This window comes from Pseudoalteromonas sp. T1lg75 (assembly GCF_002964705.1).
GTDB lineage: Bacteria > Pseudomonadota > Gammaproteobacteria > Enterobacterales > Alteromonadaceae > Pseudoalteromonas.
Genome location: NZ_PQCD01000033.1, coordinates 339,395 through 361,568 on the forward strand (window position 1 = coordinate 339,395; position 22,174 = coordinate 361,568).

Consider the following 22,174-nt stretch of genomic DNA (forward strand, 5'->3'; position numbering starts at 1 on the left):
AAGGATTAACAATTAGCGGCATTATGATTAAAAAAACAAAAACAGCGCTTTTTGCGCCAGGGATCTTGAGTTTGGCGTTAGTGGGGTGTGGCGGCGGTGGCTCGAGTGAGCCGGAACCTCAACCCGTTGAACAGTCTTATACGGTGACCATTAATATCAATGGCAACGGCTCGGTCACCACGGATGACACCAGCTATTCTAACGAACAGGTGGCCGTATTTACCGTGACCCCAGATGAAGGTTATTTGCTGGAAAGCTTCACCGGTTGCGGTGTTGAACTAAGTCTTGACCAACAAAACGCCACGACTAGCTTTGAAACCTACTCGCAGGCCATGACTTCAAACTGTGAAGTCACCGTGACATTTGCTGCGCGCCTTGAGTTAACCTCAATAATTGCCGATGACAACCTACTGGCTTGTGCGCAAGGCACTGACGGCGAGAATGTTGAAGGCAGTCACTATGCCGATGAGGTCTATAATCTTTATTGTGGGTATCAAGCGGTGAGCTCAACGCAAGGGGTTGAGCATCTTGTGAATTTGGAAACTCTGAACCTAACGTATACAGGTATCAGTAGCTTGGATATCTCGGCGAATACCAGATTAAACTATCTAGCTGTTGCTCAGAACAAACTCACCGAGTTGGACACGTCCAGTAACCCATATTTATCGCGTATAGAAGCCGATTATAATGAGTTAGCCCTCATCGATACCAGAAATAACCCCCTGCTAGAAAACCTCAGTGTGTATGGTAATAAATTGTCGGCAATTGATGTCAGCCAAAATCCCCAATTAAGCAGGTTAAGTGTTGGCGCCAATGCCATTGCAGAGGTTGACCTATCGCAAAACGAGTCTCTGACCTTTCTCAACGTGGAAGCAATGCAGCTCTCAGACCTTATCCTTGCCCATAATCCCAATCTTGAAACGCTTTATGCCGGAGGCAATCAGCTGGGCAACATTGATCTGTCAAACAATCCGCTGCTTGAAACCGTCGCTTTGAGTGGCAATGTGCAGCTAACACAGGTCGATGTGTCCGTATTACCCCAGCTAACCGAGCTTTTTATCGTTATGGACGAGGCACGCCCAGGTGTGATGTCGGTGTTGGACTTAAGTCAGAACGCAAACTTAGAGCGCCTGTGGTTGGGTTATCAATCTTTTACCCAGATAGACCTGGCTGCAAACCAGAAGCTCACCGATCTTAATATCGAGAACAATAAATTGACCAGTATCGATGTCACCAATAACCCGGAGCTTACCTCGTTGACCCTCAACGATAACCAACTGACCAGTATCGACTTGGTCAATAACCCAGAGCTTGACACCCTGTATCTGAACAATAACTCCTTGACATCCTTGGACTTAACGGCAAATACCAAGCTTGCGTATGTGTATTACGATGCCGATGTTCAATGCGTGGGTACAGCCTGTAACTAAGCGTTTGTCTTAGCTTCTAGGTAAAAAGTCATGCCAACAAGGCGGGGTGCATTTACCCCGCCTTTTGCATGCGTCGGTCAAAAATAGCCCCATCGTTTTGCTGGTACACAGTGAATAGCTGGCGCAGGGCGCCTTGGGTCATCTTTATTGGTACCAGGGTAAAATAGACAGAAGCAATCATTACCATCACAGGGTCGGCAAACACCGCGTACTCTGTCAGTCCTGCATAGCTCAGCAGGGAAGCGATAATAAACCCGGCCATCACCGCGGCGCTGATCACCGAGTCCATCAGCCATTGTTTCGACTCCGCCTCAAGCAGTGCCGACTTAGTCTGGCGGCCACGCTTAGCCAAGAGCCAATAGGTGCCCACGCAGCCAACAAGGTTGATCACCCCGAATACCAATGCCAGTCCGGTATTTACCTCGCGCCCCCCAGCCAAAACCGCCAAAATTGCCGAGATAAAAGAGGCGCTGCACATCAGGGTAATGGCAAAGCCTTTAAAGGCGATCACCGCCGGCTCAATCAAGTTGATATTTGCGTTATGCTCACGTGCCTTGGGTGAGCGGATATACCAGGCGGCGGCAAGGGAAATAATGGTCAGTAACAGGCTCACCAGTGAATAGGCACCGTCGAACAGGATCACCAGCGAGCCCATCCAGACTCCAAGGCCGATACCCATCAGGGCAAACACCAAGGCCGATGCGGTAGAGAAGGTTAATAATTTTCGCTCTAAAGAAATACTGCAGTGCATAGACACCTCGGTTGTGGCAATTATTCGTCAGCTATCGCTGGCGTTTTACTCGTTGGTGTAGATTTTATAGGGGGGTTGGCTATTCCCATAATCGCTGAGCGACGATATTATCGTCGCTGGAGGCGCCTGCTATTTCTAGGCTGCTGTGTGTTGACCGTTAAATACTTAGATATCAACGGATCTGTTTGGGTGTCAATGATGAAGATCAGCCAGTTGGAAATGTTTCTTGCCATTAGCGAGTCGGGATCGATTGCCGAAGCCGCACGGCGGCTGGGCAAAAGCCGCACCACCTTGAGCTCGTCCTTGAGTGCGCTGGAGGATGAGCTTGGCGTTGAGCTGTTAGAGCGCAGCGGTAATCAGGTAACCCTGACCAATATCGGGCGGGTGATCAAGAATGACTGTGAGCGTATGGTGATGATAGGCAATGACATTACCGGGCGTTGCCGGCAGCATTTGCAGGGCGTTGAGTCCGTGCTGCGTATCGCCCGAGACGATGCGCTGCCCGAGTCTTATTGGCGCCAGCTTATTCATGAGATGAGCGTGCAGTTTCCAGCTACCAGTGTGTCCGTGTATATGGCGCCGCCGCCGGAGCTTAACGACATGGTGGAGCAGAATATGGTTGATATTGCCTACTGCCTATTGCCTCACAGCAACCGTTTACCGAGCACTCATCACGTCAAGCTGGGTGAAATTCGCATGATGACGGTGGCCAAAAGTGACCATCCACTGTGTAAGCTCTCACAGGTTGTCAGTTCCGATCTGGCCCGTTACACCGAATTTGCCCTGGCGACCATAGACGATGAGGGGTTGCACGCCGTCGCGCCGGCCTCTAGCAATTACATTGCGCTGCCGTTTTATGAGCATCTGCGCAATGCGGTGCTCGATGGCACCGGCTTTTCCAACGTCCCCTCGGTACTTATTAACCCCTACCTGCGCGATGGCAGCGTCAAGGTGCTTAATTATGATCAGGCCATGAAACGTCAGGCCTATGGCATGATCCAAAATCGCTATAGCCAGCTAGGTGGCCTCACTCAATGGTTAGCCGAACAACTTGAGGACTATTTGGCGGAGGATTAAGCTTGCCAACAGCTGGCTAATAGCTCGCTAATAGCTCGCATATAACAGGCTAACTATCAGGCTCATTATTAGGTAAGAGCGAGCGCAGCAGGTCTTCCAGCTCCTGCTGCGTCATAAAGCAGGGTACCGGGTAGTCCGGGTGCGCTTCTTCCAGCGCCAGCTTGGCAATGAGTGGGATATCCTCTGCTTTTAAATCGGCAATGCAGTGTGGGATAGCCAGTTCATCCAGCAGCGCATAGATTTTATCGCGTAACTCAGCGGCCGTGCTGTGCTCACTCAAGGAGTGCTTGGCTAAGCGCTTCATCTGGGCGTCTATTCTATCGCCATAAAAGTCCAGTATGGGCCGGAGTACCAGGGCATTGGCGAGGCCATGGCCTAGGCCATAAACAGCCCCTAACTGATGGGCGATGGCATGCACATAACCGACCGAGGTACGGGTAAAGGCCTGACCGGCGAACATGGCGGCCCAAAGCATGTCGGTGCGGGCGGCAAGGTCGTCGGGATGGTGATAGGCCCTGGGCAACGCATCGAGAATAAGCGCCACGGCTTTTTCACTTTTATCTCGCGTATAGGCGGTGGCATTGATGCCAATGTAGGCCTCTAGGGCATGGGTGAGCGCATCTATGCCGGTGCTGGCTGTCAGCCCCGGTGGCAGCCCTGTGGTGAGCTCGGGCAAAAACAGCACGCCCTTAGGCATCAGGCAGAGGTCATTGACTGCGAATTTAATTCTGCGCTCGGTATCACTGACTACGGCCGCTACCGTTACCTCGGAGCCGGTGCCTGCCGTTGTCGGCACTACATACACAGGGGGCAAGGTGCGCAGCACCTTAAACAGCCCGCGCATTTGTCGTAACGACTTTTTGGGGCGAGCAATTCGTGCGGCGATAAGCTTGGCGCAATCCATGGCCGAGCCGCCCCCTATGGCTAACAGGGTATCGCATTTGTTTGCCTGGTAGCAGCGCACGCCTTGCTCTATCTGTTCGATACTGGGATTGGCACTCAGGTCGCTAAAGGTTACCACCTCAATGTGATTGGCCAGCAGTTGTTCTTTTAGCTGGGCATGCAAATTAAGGGCGAGTACGCCCGGATCGCTGACCAGCAAGATACGTTTACACTTTTGCGCTTCTAGGTGTGCCAGCCATTGTTCAATGGCCTTATCACCGTGAAATACATGGGGCTCGGGAATAGGCAAAAGCATCGCCGCCAGGCGCAAACCCAGATGATACATGCGATAAAAAAGGTGTTGAATGGCCATGTTTTCCCTGTGCTAACTCATTGAATAAAAGCCTGTTCTTATAAAAGCAAATTTAGGTACTAAACACCAGGGCCGCAGAGCATGCTGTTATTTTTGGTACTGAGGCGGCGCCGAAATCGGTTAGCGCCTAACCACATAGCGCTGTACGCATTTATCGCCGACCTCTATCTCGGAGTCGAGCCGACCGCCGCAGGAGATGATGGTTCGGCCGGAGGCCTGATTATCCTTATAACAATGGATGTGCACCTCATTGACTTGGCGCTGCTGCAAAAACGCGATGGACTTGGCCATCAGCACCTTGCCCAAACCCAGCCCGCGCTTGGAAGGGCGAATACTTAAACCGATATGGCCGCCACAATGGGCAATGGCGTCATTCAGGGTGTGGCGAATATTGGTCACGCCAAGGATTTCCCCCTTATCGACCAGCCACAGGGTTGAGCTCGGCACAAAACCTGCTGGCAGGTTCATTCCCTTGGCAAAGTCATCCAGCCGTGCCAGCAAGGCGGGAAAATCCTGGTGGTCAAAATCGAGGGGAAACGGGTAGCGCTCTTCAGCGCCTAACTCGACGATATAGTCGCGGTACGATTGCTCCAATGCCTGGCTAGGGGTAACTAACTCCATGTATTCGCTTCACTTTATATTGCGGTTTTTATTTGAGTCAGCATATATCAAGTGCGCGGCGAACGACTAGCGTATTTGCAAAAAAAGGGGGCCAGCTGACCCCAGATAAAGTGATTTAAAATAAATGTCGATGCTGCTCATCGTAGCTGAGGTGCTTTGGCATCAGGTAGTCGCGATACAGATAGCGATAAAGCTTGTTGATCTTCTGTTTTGCTTTGTCTTCTGCGCTTTCCTCCGTCGCCGGGTAGTTGTCCAAAAAGGCGGTGAAGCCATCCTGGTGTTTCTTGGCAAGCTTGGCCAGGTTATTGGCGTAACCTTGATAGAAATCCCCTTTTAGGTGCTGTTGCAACTGGCGCAGGGCATTTAAATCCTGCTCGGCCAGATAGCGAATGGCAAGATAGGACCATTGGTAAATTTGCTGGCTCGAATCCTCATAGCTGGTGGCAAAAATGGCCTCCAGTGTTGGGCGCTCATGCTTTGGCGTTTCGGCAATGGCTTTATAGGCTTTGGGGTTGTGCTCGCCTTTGGCGACTAATTCCGCTAAGCCTTCACTCCACCACACCAGTTGTGCTGGGAAGTGCCCAAAGCCGCCGTATTTATTAAAACGGCCATCCAGGTAATGCACGTATTCATGGTTTAAATTCCATACCTTATTTCTGTCTTGTAGCCAAAATGCCCTAAAGGTATAAAACGTGGCCTGGTTATTGGGGTCGCTTGGTGTGCCTTCGATATACATACCGCCGTTATTGGTATCTATGTCGAACAGCAGTTGGCCGTAGCGGTTATAGTCAGCATATTGGTCAAAAATAATCACCCGCAGGGCTCGGTTATGATCGTTGGCCACGGCCTGGTATTGGGTGTCGAGCAGGGTATGAAAGTCCTCCTCCTGTGCGGTAAGCCTGTTACAGCTATAGGCGAGTTGCTCGGCGTCTAATGAGGTGGCGCGAATAAACAGGTGTTCGCTGCACTCATGATTTATTGGTAGCGCCTGGTCGATATCAATTTCCAGGCACTGGCCTTTAAAGGTTTCACCACAACTGCTTTTGCCGCGAAAGCTATTAACCAGGTAAACGCCTGAGAACAGCGTTTGTTGCTGGGTCTTGTTTGGTTCTGCCTTGGTCAATGCCTGCCATACCTGAGTGTCCAGTAGCTGCTGTTGCTCCCGCGGCAACAACTGGTGCACATAGCCCAGCACCCACAGGGCATGGGCCTGCTGCCAATCGCCCAGGGCAATGTTCTTGATTAAGACCTGGCGCAGCCTAGCGTCTGCGCTGATGCTCTGGGCCAGTTGCTCGTTGTCACGGGCGCTAAAGGCTAAAAAACCCAGGGCGCGATAGCTTTCCCACAGGGCATAATCACGCTCTAGCGAAGGTGCTGTTTGCTCTTTAGTTAGGGTATTGAGCGTATTTTCAAGCCATTGCGGCGCCTGGTCATAGAGCTTTGGGGTATCGAGTAGGCGGTACAGTGTTACCGCATAGTGCTCTAAAAATCGCTGTTGCTGCGCCTTTGGCGCATCCTCAACTCGCACTATTAAGGCCTGCAGCGTAGAGTTTAGGTTCACTAATTGCGACTCGCTAATGGCGTCTAGATCGCCCTTGTAACTGTAGGCGCGCAAAAAATACAAGGCATTGTTTAGCGCTGCCCAATCGACCGTGCGCGCATCGGCCTGTGTAGAGATAAATGTCAGCGTGTCCTCAAGGGCACTGGCAAAGGCTGCGTCTGACGGGGTGAGTGTCGGCGCGCTGTGCCAGATATCAACATAGTTATAGGTAGTTGTTGTCGATGGGGTTTTCTGCACCGAGGTGCTGCAGGCGCTGAGCAGGGTCAGCGCGATAAGTGCTGTAATTTTTGTCATTGTGATCGCGTTAGAGTGAACGAATAGAGCAACAAAATACATTTAAAATATATTGTATACAATAATTTGGGGTGGCTTTTGTTGCGAATAGTTAGATTTTGATCAATTATATTGTGCACAATCTAAATGAGGTTACCTTATGTCTATCTACGAATTTTCTGCGACCAATAACAAAGGCGAAGAGGTGGCCTTATCCAGCTTTAAGGGTAAGGTGATGTTGATCGCCAATACCGCGAGCAAGTGCGGTTTTACGCCTCAATACCAGGGCTTAAATGATCTATATAAAGACCTGCAAGCCAAGGGGCTGGTGGTGCTAGGTTTCCCTTGCAACCAGTTTGGCGAGCAAGAGCCGGGCAGCGATAGCGAGATCAGCGAGTTTTGCGAGCTGAACTATGGTGTGTCTTTCCCCATTATGAGCAAGATAGACGTTAATGGCACGGGTGCTCATCCCTTGTTTGACTACCTCAAGGCTCAGGCCCCGGGCCTGTTGGGCACCAAGAAGATCAAATGGAACTTTACCAAGTTTCTGGTCGACCAAAACGGCAAGGTGTTAAAGCGTTATGCACCACTGACCAAGCCCGAAGCGATCCGCGCCGACATCGAAGCCCTGCTAGCGAGCTAAACATGAGCATGGATCAGGATCTCTATTTGCAAAACCAGCTGTGTTTTAAGCTCTATACCGCTTCTCGGCTGGTGATCCGCGGTTACCAGCCGATGCTGAAAGACTTAGGGATCACCTACCCCCAATACCTAGTATTGCTGGTATTGTGGCAGGCTAACGAGCAGGGACAGTTGCCTTTAAGCTTAAAGGCCCTGGGTTCACGTTTGCATCTCGACTCGGGCACTCTAACGCCTTTATTAAAGCGCATGCAGCAGCTTGGCTTGCTCAGCAGAGTGCGCAGTGAACAGGACGAGCGGCAATTGCAGATTGCCTTGACGGAGCAGGGCATAGCCCTGGCACCTAAGGTTAAAAAATGGCGGGAAACACTCAGTGAAGGCCTGGCCTGCCAGCAGCAGGCGCTAACCCAGATGGCCCAGCAGCTCGATCAGTTTATCGGCCTGTTAGAAACCGAATGACCCCACTACGTCATTTAAAAAAATGAAAAATGCTGGTAGTAATGGGGCGGTGCTTACAAACTTAGGTGAACCTTGTTGTGCGTTATTTTTTTATCGGCATACTTCTTTAACGCAGCATTTAGGAATTTGTTTTGCTTTGCGCATGGAGGGCAAGGATTTGCGGCTTCCATATTAATGGAGTAGACGGTGTAATCTTGTGCACCAGAAACGAGCGGCTCCCCTAATATTTTCTCTAGTTTTTCTACGATATTCTGCGTGTCTGCAAAGTCTGATTGCTGCTTGAATTCAGTGACTATCTGCTTATTAAGCTCAGTGCTGTGGTGTACCAGCTTACCTTGTTGATTAAAGATAAGTACTTGTGGTCCACCCGGCATCAAGCCCGCTTCATACATCTCTACGGCATTAATTGTAAACTCTTTTGCAAACGAAGATGTGCTAACCAAAACAAGTGCCATGAATATTAGTTTTTTCATGCGAATTTCCCTTTTACTTTATTAACTTAAATGATGCCATGATTGGCGTATGGTGTTGTGAAACTGGTATAAAATTGTCGCGCTGAATATAAGGGCGCATATCCCGCCGCTGAAAAGAAAGTACAGCGGTACATAGGTAGCAAGATCAACTAAAAGCTCTTGCAAAAGGTGTATAAAATTCGCGAAAAGTATAAAAATCGCCGCGAATATCGGTATTGCAACAAGCATAAAACGTTTTATCTGATTGCCTAACTGACGATGAGTTGGAGCCCCGACGCTAAAACGTAGCGCCAGCTCTTGGGCGTCTTTGCGGCAGAGTTGAGCCAAACTGGTTATACAGAAGGAGATTGTCGCTAATAAGATGATGATGGTGATCACCAGCATAGTCAGCGTAATAGATAAGCGAGTTTGATTCTCTTGAGCAACGATGCGCTCTAGGCTGTCCAAGCTAAATTCATTTATGCTTGTGTCATAGCGGCCAATAGCGTCGGATAAAATATATTTTAAATCTGCCATATTAGCACCGGAGGAAATGACTAAATTAATGATGCTGTTGAACGTAGTTTGCAGCTCATAAACCCTGGGCACTGGTGCTGAATCTGCACTTTGATAATGAACATTGTCGACTACGCCAATCACGCTGTATTCTGTGTATTTTTCACTGTAAGGGTCGTATTTCAGAAGCTTGGCTTGTGCTAACGAGCTGTTTTGAAAATAACGTTGCCATAAACTGCGATTAATAATCACGGCGTTGGTATGGTTAAAAGAGAAGTTGTTGCCATAGATAAAAGGGATGTTGAGCGTTTCAAAATAGTTGGGAGAAACCAGGTTGCTATGGGTGTTACTGAATTGGCCGCTGCCAATTTTTTCGCCTGATGCTAAAAACCAGTTTGAAAAGTAATGGCGATTAGTCAGTGGCAAGGTGATTGCTGCCCCGGCCTGGTTAATTTCCTCTTTAGCCATTAACATCTGCTCTAACTGTGCCAGTGAAAACTGCGAGTACATTCTTATGTCATGCTGCTCGGGAAATTCAAAACTCACATAGTATCTTTGTGTGGTGTCAAAGCCTAAATCGGTGTGGTAAATATTATATTGGCTGTGTAACAGCAAAGTAGCCGAGTAAAGCGTAACAAACGACAGGCTGAGCATCAGGGCTAACAAGGTGTGACTTTGTAATATCTGGCTTTTACTTGCGCTTGCACCCCGTCCAATGGGTGTTTTAATCCATTTGCTTTGAATTGTATAAAACACATTCATGATCAGTATGACAAGTATCAACATACCCACACCTAACCGGCTGAAAGTGAGCTTGTCCGTAGCAGATAACCCCGTTTTTAAACTGGGTAACAGCATGTCTGCGAGGGCGTTGCTCACAGGGGTGAGCAAAAACGCGATTAGCACAATCAATAAGGCCGTCGCGGTAGACTCCAGATAACCTTGCCAGGTGATCTGTTTGTACGATGCACCACATAATTGCCTGACGATTAACTCTTCTTGCTTGTAGTGGCACTGGGCATTAAAAACGGTCAAAAATGCGATAAAGCAAAACAGTAACAGCAGTGAGAATGCCGCCATAAGTATGTTCACTCGGGTGACTATCATCTCAAACTGTTGGGGATGGATCCCGAATACGGCGGTAATGCTGATTTTATCCTCTTCCAGCAGCAAGCCTTGCTCTATAAGGTGAGCGCTCAGAGATTGGGCTAGCTCTTCGTTAGAGCGCGTCGGCTCGGTAATAATATAGCTATAGGTGTCCGGGGTAAGTTGGATGTTTTCCGTATCAAGGATAAAGCTTTGTTGATTAAAAGCCATTAGCAGGTCCAATGGCACCCCTTTACGCAAAGACTCCATTTCAGGCGGCAAGATGGCAACAATCTTGACGGCCTTGCCGTTAACAGCGATATACTTGCCAATAACCTCTTCGCCGGAGAGTTGCTCTTGCCAAAAGTGATAGCCTATTGCAGCGCTGGCTTCAGCGCCTGTTTTTGGAAAGTCCAAGCTGCTGAGCGAGCCCTTTAAAGCCGTTAAATTAAGGCTTTTGTAAGCACCGGAAAAGAAACTAATGTTGGTTTGATATTGCCGCCCTAAATAGTTCAGCGACAGTGGCACCGTTCTTTCATAGAGAATGGGGTGCGCCAGCGTTTGCGCTATTTCTTCTGCTAGATAGGGCTCTAAGGGGCTTTGTGATTCGGCTTCTTTAAGCACTATGTGGTGAATCGGCGTATTCGCTTCGAGCCCAGCAAAAGTGGGGCTTAGATAAGTGGCCTTTATGCTCGAAAAACTAACCAAAATACTCAGGGGGAGCGCCACTAACACAATAGCGAGAAGTAGCTTCTTGCTTTGGTAAGTTTGCTTACTCCAATTAATGAGTAAATCGATGAGCAGTGATTTCGTCATAAACCGATTTGACCATCTTTAATGGGGATCTGCCTGTGCGCCAGTGCCGCGTGCTGTTGGTCGTGCGTTATTACACAGATGGTACGCCCTTGCTCGTTGAGCTTCTGCAAAATGTTAAAAACCAACTCACTGTTATATGAATCAAGATTTCCAGTTGGTTCATCCGCTAATATGATGGAAGGCTGGTTGATAAGGGCTCTTGCGATTGCGACCCTTTGTTGCTGACCGCCCGACAATTCACTGGGCAAACGATTATGTAGCTCTGCAATCCCCACAAAGTTAAGCGCTTCCATCACATACTTACGGTAGTCAGCGCGTTTAATCTCGTCGTTGTAGTTTAGCGGCAGTGCCACATTGTCAAAAACATTAAGTCTATTTAACAAATTAAAGTTCTGAAAAATAAAGCCTATTTCTCTATTTTTAACTTTCGATAACGACTTATTGGTTAAATTTGTCGTATCCCTTCCCAATAACAAATATTTACCGCTAGTGGGTTGCTGCAAAAGCCCCAAAATAGACATGAGTGTACTTTTGCCACTGCCTGATTTACCGACAATTGCCACGTATTCGCCAGATTGAATAGTGATATTGATGTTTTCTAAGGCTTTTTGCTTTGACTTCGTGTAGCTAAAGCAAACATTTTTCAATTCGATTAAATGTGGTTTCATCATCTGCGTTATAGCGTCAATCGTTCGTCAGTGACCACCGCTTGTGGGATCAACAGTAACTTATCTCCTGCTTCAAACGCATTTGAAGTGAGAATAAGTTGTTGGTTGCTAAGCTTAAAGTCAGCTTCTAGTTTGTCGGCCGTATTGGCACCCGGGTTCAGCTTATAAACCTGCCACCTTTTATATGTTGTAAAGTTGTTCGGCTGGTCGATAAACATGTAGTTGGTGCGTTTGCTGAGGGCGATACTCGCTTCAATACTCTGTTTACTGCGCAGCCAGCTGGGCGGGGTCTGATCGAAGGCGATATATATATTGACACTTCCCTGTCTGACAACGGTATCAATATGCTCTATCTTGCCCGCTAGTTCGCCATTGGGGGTTTTGATGGTGGCTGGCAATCCCGTGCTTAATTGTTCCGATGAATACTGGGCTATGGCGACCTGAGCAATAAAATGCTGCGGTTCGATGATCTTAAAAAGAGGATCACCCTGTAATACTTGTTGGCCAAGCTCAATACTAATATCGCTGATTATGCCGTCTGATTGAGCTGTGATAGTGAGCGCGTCGAGTCGGCTTTCTAGATAGCGGATCTGCTCTTGTTTGGCTTCGTACTTTGCATCTAATGCAGCTTCATGCACTTGATACGTTCGCGAAAATTCTTCTTGTTGCTGCTCTAGCAAACTCACTTCAATTCGTTGTTGTTGTAATTGTATTTTGGCTTGCTTATACCTGATTTGCGAAACAACGCCTTGTTTTACCAGTATTTCATAGGCTTCGAGCTCTAATGCCTGGTTTTGTTTTGCGGCGATTGCTTTTGCAAGTTGTGACTCCAGACGGTATTTTTCGGTTAATAGCTCACTTTTGCGCATAGCAACATCAGATTTAAGCGTGATTAATTGCGCTTTCTCTAATTTATATTCTTGCTCTAATTCGTGATTTTGGATTTTAGCGAGCGCTTGCCCTCGCTCAACGGCTTGTCCTAAACGCACGGATAATTGCGTTATTCGCCCCGGATCCTGGGCATCAATTAAGCTGGTTTCTCTTACTGTAATAGCACCTAAGCCGTTGATCGTCTCACTTTTTATGCCTTGTTTTACTTGATGGATCAGTGAAAATTCACCGGGCACCTTGCTAGTAGCAAACCAGGTAAGTTTTACAACAAGTACTATGAGGCCAAGAGCGACTGCAATTAAGAATAAATAAGTCGTGGGTCTATTTTGCTTTTCTTCTAGATGCTGTTCCATGCATTTCTCGATAAGTGACTGCTAAATGCAATACAATAATAGGCGGCATGTCAATTATTAGCATGCCGCCAAAAACCTTTAAAAGAAGCTTTTATTTTTCTTCACAAACCCAAACACCTACACAGTAATTGTCAGAGCAAACGTATCCTGCATAGCGACAACTAGCTTAGGTGGCTGTTGAGGTTGCGACTAGCGCAAGAGCTAATATGATATTTTTTGTTTTGGTTTTCATAAAATTTCCATTTTAAGTTTATTTGATTATGTGGCAGGTACCTTGCCGAATGAAAGCGCGACCGAATTAAATCATTTAAACTATTAGTTATCAATTGTTTATATTTTTTTAACAAGTGGCCGGTGATATTACTGTGAAATTGGTAAAAGAGTGGATGAGAGAATAGACAGCATCAAAGGTCGCCAGACCCTACAAACCGAAAAGCCTGAATCTGTCATTTAAGTAAATGAAAAATATGATATGTTTTTAACCAGTTGCATTGAATGAGCACTCGTTTATGACCAGCGTCTGGCTATTACTTGGTTTGGCTGTGGCCCTTATTATCATGATTACCTTCGCACGGCGTGGGCTTTGGGCCAGTCGTAAGGGTTATCCCCTGTTGCTTGCCAGCTTCCCCCTTTATTACTGGCTTTTTGCTCTCTGGGCCATGGACTTTCAGGCGTTGCTCTATGAAGCGGCCACCGCCGTGGTCTTTTTTCTGCTCGCCGGGTGGGCCATTATAAGTCGTAATCCGGCCCGTTGGTGGCTGGTGGGGCTCGGGATGTTTTTACATGCTGGCTATGATTTCTATCACGATACCCTCTTTAGTAATGCCGGCACGCCCATCTGGTGGCCACAATTTTGCGGCATGGTGGATCTGGTGTTGGCCCTGTACTTATGTGCGCTGGCGGCCAGTTCCGGCGCGCTCAGGCTGCCGGGGCAGCGTCTGATCCACAAAGAACAATGACGGCGCGCCATTACAAGGCGGCAAAATAAGCTAAGGTTAATAAGGAAAATTAACCTTAAATAAAAAGGACTTATAATGAAAACACTCTTCGTAATTTTGAGCCTGATGGTGACTAGCCTAAGTTGGGCCGGGCAAACGCCGAGCGTGGAAGTGGCGAAATCCTGGCTCGGCGGCATAGATGCAGGTCAATATGAACAAAGCTGGGATGAGGCCGGAGCGCTTTTTCAGGAGCAGGTCACCAAGGACCAATGGCGTGACATCATCAAGGCGGTACGCTCGCCCTTGGGTAAGGTTATCAGCCGCACCGAATTGGGCCGTCAAAACTTTACTTCTTTGCCAGGTGCCCCAGAAGGTGAATACCTGGTGGTGCAATTTCAAACCGAATTCGCCAATAAGGCGGGAGCCATAGAGACCCTGACATTGAGTAAAAATCAGGAGCAATGGCGTCCGGTGGGTTACTTTATCAAGTAGCCACTAGAGTTTATAAATAAGCCTATTTAGGCTCAGGGGTAAACTAATCAAGGAAGGAGTATGAAGGCAATATTAAGTATTGATGGCGGCGGAATTCGCGGCGTGCTACCAGCGCTGGTGCTGGCGCACATTGAAACACGCGTGGGTCGCCCCGTTGCCCAGTGCTTTGATCTGATCGCCGGCACCTCGACCGGAGGAATTCTTGCTTTGGGCCTGGGTAAGGATAACGGTGAGGGGGTACCGCAATACAGCGCCCAGGCGCTGGCGGATATGTATGAACAGCACGGCAAGGAAATATTTTCACGCTCCCTGTGGCGCGGCGTGTCTTCGGTGGGGGGGTTACTCGATGAAACCTATACCCATAAAGGCCTGGAACGCCTGCTTGAACATTACTTTGACGACGAGCCCCTGGGGGCGTCGCTGACCCGATTACTGCTTACCAGCTATGATATTCATAACCGTAAGCCGTTGTTTTTAAAAAGTTGGCGTCAAGAGCATCGCGCCGTTTTGATGCGCCACGCGGCGCGGGCCACCTCCGCCGCGCCCACCTATTTTGAACCGGCCCATATTCCCGTCGATGGTGCCAAGCGCGCCCTGGTCGATGGCGGCGTATTTATTAATTCGCCCTCGGTGTCGGCCTATGCCGAGGCGCAACGCATTTTCCCCGAAGAAAAGGAGTTTCTGCTTGTCTCTATCGGCACCGGTGAGCTCAATCGCCCCATTGAACTGCGCGACGCCAAGGATTGGGGCAAGGCCGGCTGGGTGGCACCCCTGTTAAGTTGTATCTTTGATGGCGTGGCGGATGCCGCCGACTACCAAATGGATAAGCTATTGGGGGACAACTACATTCGCTTGCAAACCACCCTGGACCTGGCTTCCGATGATATGGACGATGTCACTCGGGGTAACATCGCCAATCTAAAATCCGAGGCCGCTAGGCTGTTAAAGACCCATAAAACAGAGCTGGACCTCGTTTGCCAGCATCTTGCCTAATCAGTTTCGCTCTTGCTTTCGGGCTGCATTGAACTGCCGATGGAGGCGATGATCACCAGGGCAATGGCGAGCCATTGCAGTGGCGTGAGTAATTCGCTAAGGATCAAAAAGCCGGCCAATGCGGCGATGGCGGGCTCCATGCTCATCATCACGCTAAAGCCTTGTGCCGGCATATTGCGCAGCGCCACCATCTCTAGGGTATAGGGCAGGGCGCTGGACATAATCGCAACCAGAATCCCAAGCGGGATCACTTCCCAGCTCAGCAGCGCCATGCCTTGGTGTGCGGCGCCATAGGGTACTAGCACCATGGCTGCCACCGTCATGCCCAGGGCCACGGTGCGCCCGCCAGAGCTTTGAGTGCCGGTGCGCTTGCCAAATAAAATATACCCGGCCCAACAGGCGCCGGCGATTAGCGCCAAGGCGACACCCACGGGATCAAGACCGGTTTCGGCATCGATTTCCGGCAATAGCAGAATAATCCCGGTGATGGCAAAGGCCACCCACAGCAGATCCCGTTTACGTTTTGAGCTCAATAGCGCCACCGCCAGTGGCCCGGTGAATTCCAATGCCACACCGATACCCAAGGGAATACGCTCGATGGCGTAATAGAAGGTGATGTTCATGCCGCCTAAACACAGGCCATAGACGATAATGCTGCGCCATTGCTGGCCCTCTGGCAGCGCCTTCCAGGGACGAAATACAAGACACAGCACCAGGGCCGAAAAACCCAGGCGCAGCGCCGTGGTGCCTTCGGGGCCAATCAAGGGAAATAGTTGCTTGGCGATAGAGGCACCGGACTGAATGGTAACCATGGCCAGTAAAACACAGCCAATGGCGGTGAGGAGCACACGGTGGTGAGCGAAAAACATGTTGGAAACCCGTGTTTAATGAAGTGGCGCTAGTGTAGCTAAGCCCCTTGTTTGGGTAAATACTGCAAAGCGCCACTGGTCGTATTTTTATTGGTTTTGGTCTAAACCACTTATGCCCCGGTGCTTATCAAGCTATCGGCACTACCCTAGCGAGGGCTAGGTTGTTACACTGCTGGATTCGTATTGGTTTGTGTTGCTGGAGACATTGGGTGTCGCATCAGTTGATAAAGTTTTCTGCCTATCTGGTGTTGTTTGTATTCGGCCTTGGGTTAACTCACACCCTGACTCAAGAGCAACTGCTGGAGCAAAATCAAGAGCGAACCGCCCGCCATGCCAGTGCGCTCAATGAATATATTCACAGTGAATTTACCCGCTTTAGTAATATCGTGTCGTTTTTGAGCAGTAGCGCCTTGGTACAACAGGCTCTTAAAAATGGTCAACAAGGTCACGCCGTCGACCGTTACCTGAGCGATGTGCAACAGGCCAGCGGCGCCTCCGATGTCTATCTGTTAAATGTGCAAGGAACCGTGGTGGCCAGCAGCAACTGGCACCTGCCGCACAGCTATAAGGGCAATAATTTTGCCTTTCGCCCGTACTTTGCCCGCGCCATGGCCGGAGAAACCGTGATTGACTTCGCCCTTGGCCAACGTTCGATGCGCCGCGGCTTTTATTTTTCCAAGGCGGTTAATTTTGCCGAGGGCGGTCGTGGCGTTATCGTGCTGAAGGTCAACGCCAGTAAATTTGAAACCGATAAGGCTCGTTTAGACACGGGCGAAGAGAGCCATTTTGTCCTGCTTGATGCTAATGATGTGGTGCTGCTCTCCGATTATCCCGACTGGCAATTGCGCGCCGGTAAAGCACTCAGCACTGAGGTGCAGCAGCAGGTGGCCCAGTCGCAGCAGTTTTTAGGGCAGGCGATCACGCCGTTAAAATGGCGCTGGCTGGCCGACGATGGTCAACTTATCGCCGAGCAGCGCCGTTATTTGGTCAGCGCCTCGACCTTGGAGGGGACCTCCTATCGGCTGCTGATGCTCAGTCCTATCGTTCCCTTTAACGAGGTGCACGCGGCGCGTTTGGGTCTGGCCATGTTACTGCTGCTACTGGTGATTGCGCTTGTCGAATACCTGTCGGTCAAGGTCGCAGGCTATCGGCAACTGTTATTTAGTCAACGCACGCTGGAAGAGCAGGTGCAGGAGCGTACCCGGGAGTTAGAGCAGGCCCAGGACGCGCTGATCCGTGCCACCAAGCTGGCCACCATAGGCCAGTTGAGTGCCAGTGTGAATCATGAAATCAATCAGCCGCTCAGTGCCATGAGCGCCTATGTGGCCGCGTGCAAACGCCTGCTGATGCGCTCTGAGCCGGAGAAGGCGATGGAAAACCTGCAGTTGATAGAGCAGTTGATCCGCCGCGTGCACGCCATCGCCGGCCAGCTTAAATCCTTTAGTCAAAAGCGTCCGGTGAAGATGCAACGCATCTCGCTGCAACAAAGCGTGCAAAATGCCCTCTTGGTAGTTGGCCCCGAGCTCAATAAACATCATGTCAGTGTGCATGAATCCGGGCTCGAGGTGTCGGTGTGGGTCGACCCTTACCAGTTTGAGCAGGTGCTGGTGAACTTGCTATCCAATGCCTGTCAGGCCATGGAGCACAGCCAGGATAAATGGCTGCGTCTGGAAGCCGGTAGCAATGAGGGCAAGGTGTACTTGTCCATTATCGATAATGGTCCGGGCATCGACCAGCATGCCTTAAACACCATTTTCGAGCCCTTCTATACCACTAAGTCGGAACATGGTTTAGGCTTGGGGCTGTCAATTTCAAAACAAATTATCGAATCCTTTCAGGGTAACCTCAGCGCCCATAATCATCGTGATGGCGGCGCCGAATTTTTGCTTAGCCTGCACCAACAAGAGCCACAATCATGAGCCGAGAACAAACCATTTATGTTATTGATGACGAAGCCAGCATTCGTCATTCGCTACAACAACTGCTCGAGCTTGAGGGCTATCGGGTGCAATGTTTCGACGATGCTAGCAAGGCCTTGCATAGCCTTAATCGCCGCTTTGATGGCGTGGTACTCAGCGATATCAGCATGCCAAATATGGATGGCATCAGCTTTTTGCAGCAGGTGCAGCAATTTGACTCCGAGCTGCCGGTGATCTTTTTGACCGGTTATGCCGATGTCAGTACCGCGGTAAAGGCCATGCAACTGGGCGCCTATGATCTGTTTGAAAAGCCGATTACCGAGCAGCTCCTTGATTGCCTGGCGCGCGCCCTAGATAAGCGCACCCTGGTGTTGGAAAACCGCCAACTAAAACGCCAGGTGCAAAAACAATCGGCACCCGGGGTACGGATTTTGGGCGAGACCCAACAAATGCAGCAGATGATGCAACTACTTGATGCGGTAATAGACACTCCGGCGGACGTGCTGATTGAAGGGGAAACCGGCACCGGCAAGGAGCTGGTCGCCCGCTACCTGCATGAGCAAAGCCAGCGTGCCAATCATCACTTTGTCGCCATTAACTGTGGCGCCATTCCCGAGCAGCTGATAGAAAGCGAACTTTTTGGTGCCGCCAGTGGCGCCTACACCGGCGCCAATCAGGCCCGCGAGGGGAAGTTCACCTATGCCAATGGTGGCACCGTCTTTTTGGATGAAATCGAAGCCATGTCGCCAAGCCTGCAGGTGAAGCTGCTACGGGTGTTGGAAGAGCGTCAGGTGACGCCGGTGGGCAGCAATCAGGGCATTGAGCTCGATATTCGCGTGGTGGCCGCCACCAAGGTCGACCTGCAAACCCTGGTCGATGCCGGGCAGTTCCGCGCCGATCTGTATTTTCGTCTTAATCTGGTGAAGGTGCCGATCCCGGCGCTGCGCCAGCGTAAGGCGGATATTCCTTTGCTTTATCAGCATTTTTTATCCATCGCCGCAACCCGTTTTCATAAACCAACCCAGCCGCTCAGTGATGAGCTGCGGGCGCGGTTAATGCAGTATGACTGGCCAGGCAATGTGCGCGAGCTGCGTAATCATGCCGAGCGCACCTTGTTGCTGGGTGAGCAGTTGGCGCAGCAATCCGACGGGACACAGGAGCAGGAAGTCTTGAGTCTGGCGCAAAAAGTGGCCTATTACGAGCAATCGCTGATCGAAGATGCGCTGGCCCAAAGTCAGGGTAGCATTAAAGAGGCGATGGCATTATTGCAAATACCGCGCAAAACCCTGTACGACAAAATGGCCAAATATGGTTTACAACGCACCATGTACACCTAACCCTTGTGTGGGTTTGGTGATAAATACGTAAATCGGTGTGCGGGAATCCGCACGTTTATTCCGATGTATTTCCATGATTTATCCATAACTCATTGTAAAATATGAATTAAAAAAGTTGGTTGGGTTTTTGTATGTGTCTTTGTTAACAACAAGTAGGATACAGCAATGATAAAACAACTAACATTTTCCAGCGCCGCCATGCTTATGGCTGGTGCCACCACCGTCCACGCGGCCGACTATGACATCTACGGCAAGGCGGAGGTGCAGATTGCCCACACCGATAAAGGGGTGATGCGCTATACCGAGGAAGGTACCCAGATAGATGCACCCTTTTCGCGCATCGGCGTCAAGGGTCAGCACGCCCTGAACGACACCACCCACTTAGTTTTTAAATACGAGGTACAGGTAAAGGGCTTTGATGGCGACTCAACCAATGACCCGTTTTCAGCCCGTAACACCTATGTTGGCGTGCAATCTCAATACGGCACCGTGCTGGTGGGGCGCAACGACACCCGCTTTAAATACTCCGAAGGCAAGGTGGATCAGTTTAACGAAAACCAGGGCGATATCGCCCAGGTGTTGTCCGGTCAATCCCGGGTGGGCGACAGCATCACCTACAGTACGCCGAAATTTGGGCTTTGGGCGGCGGCGTTGACCTGGGTTCCCAAAGATGACAGCAACAGCGAAGACAATGGTGTGGCGGCGCTAGTAAGCTATGGCGACCGCGGCCTTAAGCGCACCCCTTACTTTGTTGCTCTGAGCTACTCCGATGCCCTGGGCGATTTACAGGCCACTCGTTTCACGGCCGCCTATCGCTGGCAGCAGCTGCAACTGGGCGCCATCGTTCAACGCAGCGAAAACCTGGCCGGCGATAAAGAGGGCGATGGCCTGGTACTGAGTGCACGCTACTGGCTCAGCGACGCCTGGCAGCCCAAGTTGCAATACAGCCGTGATGACAGCGGCCTGCGCCATGAGGGGGATGCCGAGCAGTTTACGGTGGGCGTTGACTATGTGGTCGACAAGCAAACCACCTTTTATCTCCTTGCCAGCCAATTGGAACTCGATACCAGCGATGACACCAGCACCGCTTTGGGTCTAAAGTATATGTTCTAAGGGGAGCGACAAATGACCGAAAACAAACCAAATAAAATCAATCGCCTGGTGTTCTTATGGCTAGGGCCCCTGGTGATGCTGCTGACCTGTTTAATCGACCCGCCGAGCGGCATGTCGGTGGCGGCCTGGCGCACCGCCGGCTTAACCGTGTGGCTGGCCACCTGGTGGGTCAGTGAGGTGGTGCCCATTCCGGCGACCTCCCTACTGCCTTTGGTGGTGGTGCCCCTGGCCGATATTGCCTCCATCAAGGCCGCGGCAGCGCCCTATGCGCACCCGCTTATCTATCTGTTTTTGGGGGGCTTCTTGCTTTCCATCGCGATGGAGCGCTGGGGCCTGCATAAGCGTATTGCTCTAACTACTTTGTTGTTGGCGGGCAGCAAACCCAGCACCCAGATCATGGCCATGATGCTGGTTACTGCGTTCTTATCCATGTGGATGTCGAATACGCCACGGCGGTAATGATGCTGCCCATTGCCCTGTCCGTGGTGCACCTGCTGCGCGATAACGGCAGCGAGTGCGATAACTTCGGTAAGGCGCTGCTCTTGTCTATTGCCTATGGTGCCAGTATCGGTGGTATCGCCACCTTGATTGGCACCCCGCCTAATGCGCTGATGGCTGCCTATTTGGCTGACAGCTATAACATAGAAATTGGTTTTGCCACCTGGATGTTGATTGGTGTGCCGCTGTCTGTGGTGATGCTGGCATTGACCTGGCTGTGGCTCACCAAGGTGATGTACAAGGTGGATAAAACGGCGGCGCAGGTGGAAACCCGAGGCATGTTTAAGCAACAGCTTGCGGCACTGGGTACCATGTCACGGGCGGAGAAAGGCGTATTAGCCGTGTTTGCTCTTGCCGCCGTCAGCTGGGTATTGCGCCCCTTGTTGGCTAAGGCCTCCGGGCTGGCTATTTCCGACACCGGCATTGCCATCGCCGCGGCCTTGTTGCTGTTTATTTTGCCCGCCAAAAAAGACAGCGAAGAGCGTATTCTCAATTGGGACAGCGCTGCCAAGGTGCCTTGGGGGATCTTATTGTTGTTCGGGGGAGGTTTAACCCTGGCTGCCAAGATTAAATCATCGGGCCTGGCCGATTATATCGCCAATATGCTCAGTGGCGCCGGCGCCATGGAGCTGGCATTGGGGATTTTAATCGTCACGGCGCTTATCACCTTCTTAACCGAGATCACCAGTAATACGGCGACCGCCGCCGGCTTCTTGCCGCTGCTTGGCCCTGTGGCCGAGTCGATTACCGGCACGCCTTTGGTGTGGGTGATCCCCGCCGCCATCGCCGCCAGCTGTGCCTTTATGATGCCCGTGGCCACGCCACCCAATGCCATCGTCTTTGGCTCGGGTGAGCTGAAGATCAAGGACATGATACGCGCCGGTTTTGTGCTTAACCTGATCGCCATCGGCCTTATCACCCTGGTGACCTTAACCCTGGCCCCCTTAGTGCTGGGCTTTTAAAGGCAAAGGCTTAATAGACACATATCTTTCCTAACCAAGGGCCGCCTAGCGGCCTTTTTTATTACTTGATTTTAGGGCGTTTTTGTTGTCCTCTGTTTCTTTATTTAGCGTGACTAGTTTGATGGAAACGCCAAAATATCCGGCATGAGTGCTTATCAGCCTTTGCCTAAATACAAAAATAATCCCTTTACCTAGTGTCGACAGG

At 50.4% G+C, this 22,174-nt stretch carries 19 protein-coding genes and 1 pseudogene; 11 read left to right on the top strand and 9 right to left on the bottom strand.

Going from position 1 to position 22,174, the window contains the following annotated elements; genetic code table 11:
• Nucleotides 1-23 precede the first annotated feature (23 nt).
• Nucleotides 24-1,430, top strand: coding sequence for an InlB B-repeat-containing protein (locus C2M36_RS08080; RefSeq protein ID WP_105254469.1), 1,407 nt, complete (start codon nt 24-26; stop codon nt 1,428-1,430).
• Between the two features lie 52 nt (nt 1,431-1,482).
• Here the strand turns inward: C2M36_RS08080 and C2M36_RS08085 are convergent, their stop codons facing one another.
• Nucleotides 1,483-2,181 carry a cation transporter gene (locus C2M36_RS08085; protein WP_105254470.1) on the bottom strand — a complete coding sequence of 233 codons (699 nt, stop codon included), beginning with the start codon at nt 2,179-2,181 and terminating at the stop codon, nt 1,483-1,485.
• Nucleotides 2,182-2,376: 195 nt separating this feature from the next.
• On the opposite strand from C2M36_RS08085, the gene C2M36_RS08090 reads away from it, so the two are divergent.
• Entirely contained in the window at nt 2,377-3,258 is an 882-nt protein-coding gene (locus C2M36_RS08090; protein ID WP_199883027.1) for a LysR family transcriptional regulator, read from the top strand.
• 49 nt (nt 3,259-3,307) lie between these two features.
• Here the strand turns inward: C2M36_RS08090 and C2M36_RS08095 are convergent, their stop codons facing one another.
• From C2M36_RS08095 to C2M36_RS08105, 3 genes are all read right to left on the bottom strand, one after another.
• The gene (locus tag C2M36_RS08095) at nt 3,308-4,513 is read right to left on the bottom strand and encodes an iron-containing alcohol dehydrogenase (protein ID WP_105254472.1); all 1,206 of its coding nucleotides are present in this window, start codon (nt 4,511-4,513) and stop codon (nt 3,308-3,310) included.
• A 120-nt stretch (nt 4,514-4,633) separates the two neighbouring features.
• Nucleotides 4,634-5,134 (bottom strand): GNAT family N-acetyltransferase, encoded by a 501-nt coding sequence (locus tag C2M36_RS08100; protein ID WP_105254473.1) that lies wholly within the window; start codon nt 5,132-5,134, stop codon nt 4,634-4,636.
• Nucleotides 5,135-5,249: 115 nt separating this feature from the next.
• Complete coding sequence (locus tag C2M36_RS08105; RefSeq protein WP_158678886.1) at nt 5,250-6,989, bottom strand: collagenase; 1,740 nt, start codon at nt 6,987-6,989, stop codon at nt 5,250-5,252.
• Between the two features lie 139 nt (nt 6,990-7,128).
• On the opposite strand from C2M36_RS08105, the gene C2M36_RS08110 reads away from it, so the two are divergent.
• Nucleotides 7,129-7,611 carry a glutathione peroxidase gene (locus C2M36_RS08110; RefSeq protein ID WP_105254475.1) on the top strand — a complete coding sequence of 161 codons (483 nt, stop codon included), beginning with the start codon at nt 7,129-7,131 and terminating at the stop codon, nt 7,609-7,611.
• A gap of 2 nt (nt 7,612-7,613) precedes the next feature.
• A complete protein-coding gene (locus C2M36_RS17120) occupies nt 7,614-8,066 on the top strand; it encodes a MarR family winged helix-turn-helix transcriptional regulator (protein WP_105189170.1) in 453 nt (150 codons plus the stop codon).
• Nucleotides 8,067-8,119: 53 nt separating this feature from the next.
• On the opposite strand, the gene C2M36_RS08120 is transcribed toward C2M36_RS17120, so the two are convergent.
• From C2M36_RS08120 to C2M36_RS08135, 4 genes are read right to left on the bottom strand one after another with little or no spacing between them, the layout of a single operon-like run.
• The gene (locus tag C2M36_RS08120; RefSeq protein WP_105189169.1) at nt 8,120-8,539 is read right to left on the bottom strand and encodes a hypothetical protein; all 420 of its coding nucleotides are present in this window, start codon (nt 8,537-8,539) and stop codon (nt 8,120-8,122) included.
• A gap of 21 nt (nt 8,540-8,560) precedes the next feature.
• Nucleotides 8,561-10,936, bottom strand: a complete 2,376-nt coding sequence (locus tag C2M36_RS08125) for an ABC transporter permease (protein WP_105201594.1) — start codon at nt 10,934-10,936, stop codon at nt 8,561-8,563.
• Nucleotides 10,933-11,607, bottom strand: coding sequence for an ABC transporter ATP-binding protein (locus C2M36_RS08130; RefSeq protein WP_234399123.1), 675 nt, complete (start codon nt 11,605-11,607; stop codon nt 10,933-10,935). The genes C2M36_RS08125 and C2M36_RS08130 overlap by 4 nt, the downstream gene beginning before the upstream one ends.
• 5 nt (nt 11,608-11,612) lie before the next feature.
• On the bottom strand, nt 11,613-12,848 hold the full coding sequence (locus tag C2M36_RS08135; RefSeq protein WP_105254476.1) for an HlyD family secretion protein: 1,236 nt from the start codon (nt 12,846-12,848) through the stop codon (nt 11,613-11,615).
• A gap of 509 nt (nt 12,849-13,357) precedes the next feature.
• On the opposite strand from C2M36_RS08135, the gene C2M36_RS08140 reads away from it, so the two are divergent.
• From C2M36_RS08140 to C2M36_RS08150, 3 genes are all read left to right on the top strand, one after another.
• Entirely contained in the window at nt 13,358-13,807 is a 450-nt protein-coding gene (locus C2M36_RS08140) for a hypothetical protein (RefSeq protein WP_105254477.1), read from the top strand.
• A gap of 75 nt (nt 13,808-13,882) precedes the next feature.
• Complete coding sequence (locus C2M36_RS08145) at nt 13,883-14,278, top strand: DUF4019 domain-containing protein (RefSeq protein WP_105254478.1); 396 nt, start codon at nt 13,883-13,885, stop codon at nt 14,276-14,278.
• A 60-nt stretch (nt 14,279-14,338) separates the two neighbouring features.
• A complete protein-coding gene (locus tag C2M36_RS08150) occupies nt 14,339-15,271 on the top strand; it encodes a patatin-like phospholipase family protein (RefSeq protein ID WP_105254479.1) in 933 nt (310 codons plus the stop codon).
• Here the strand turns inward: C2M36_RS08150 and C2M36_RS08155 are convergent.
• Nucleotides 15,268-16,140 (bottom strand): EamA family transporter, encoded by an 873-nt coding sequence (locus C2M36_RS08155; RefSeq protein WP_105254480.1) that lies wholly within the window; start codon nt 16,138-16,140, stop codon nt 15,268-15,270. The genes C2M36_RS08150 and C2M36_RS08155 overlap by 4 nt on opposite strands.
• A 221-nt stretch (nt 16,141-16,361) precedes the next feature.
• Between C2M36_RS08155 and C2M36_RS08160 the strand changes: the two genes are divergently transcribed.
• From C2M36_RS08160 to C2M36_RS08175, 4 genes and pseudogenes are all read left to right on the top strand, one after another.
• Nucleotides 16,362-18,059 (top strand): sensor histidine kinase, encoded by a 1,698-nt coding sequence (locus C2M36_RS08160; protein ID WP_234399124.1) that lies wholly within the window; start codon nt 16,362-16,364, stop codon nt 18,057-18,059.
• A complete protein-coding gene (locus C2M36_RS08165; protein WP_105254482.1) occupies nt 18,056-19,396 on the top strand; it encodes a sigma-54-dependent transcriptional regulator in 1,341 nt (446 codons plus the stop codon). The genes C2M36_RS08160 and C2M36_RS08165 overlap by 4 nt, the downstream gene beginning before the upstream one ends.
• Before the next feature lie 165 nt (nt 19,397-19,561).
• Nucleotides 19,562-20,509: a porin gene (locus tag C2M36_RS08170; RefSeq protein ID WP_105254483.1), complete on the top strand. Its 948-nt coding sequence runs from the start codon at nt 19,562-19,564 to the stop codon at nt 20,507-20,509.
• A gap of 12 nt (nt 20,510-20,521) precedes the next feature.
• A pseudogene (locus C2M36_RS08175) lies at nt 20,522-21,969 on the top strand (SLC13 family permease).
• Nucleotides 21,970-22,174: the final 205 nt, after the last annotated feature.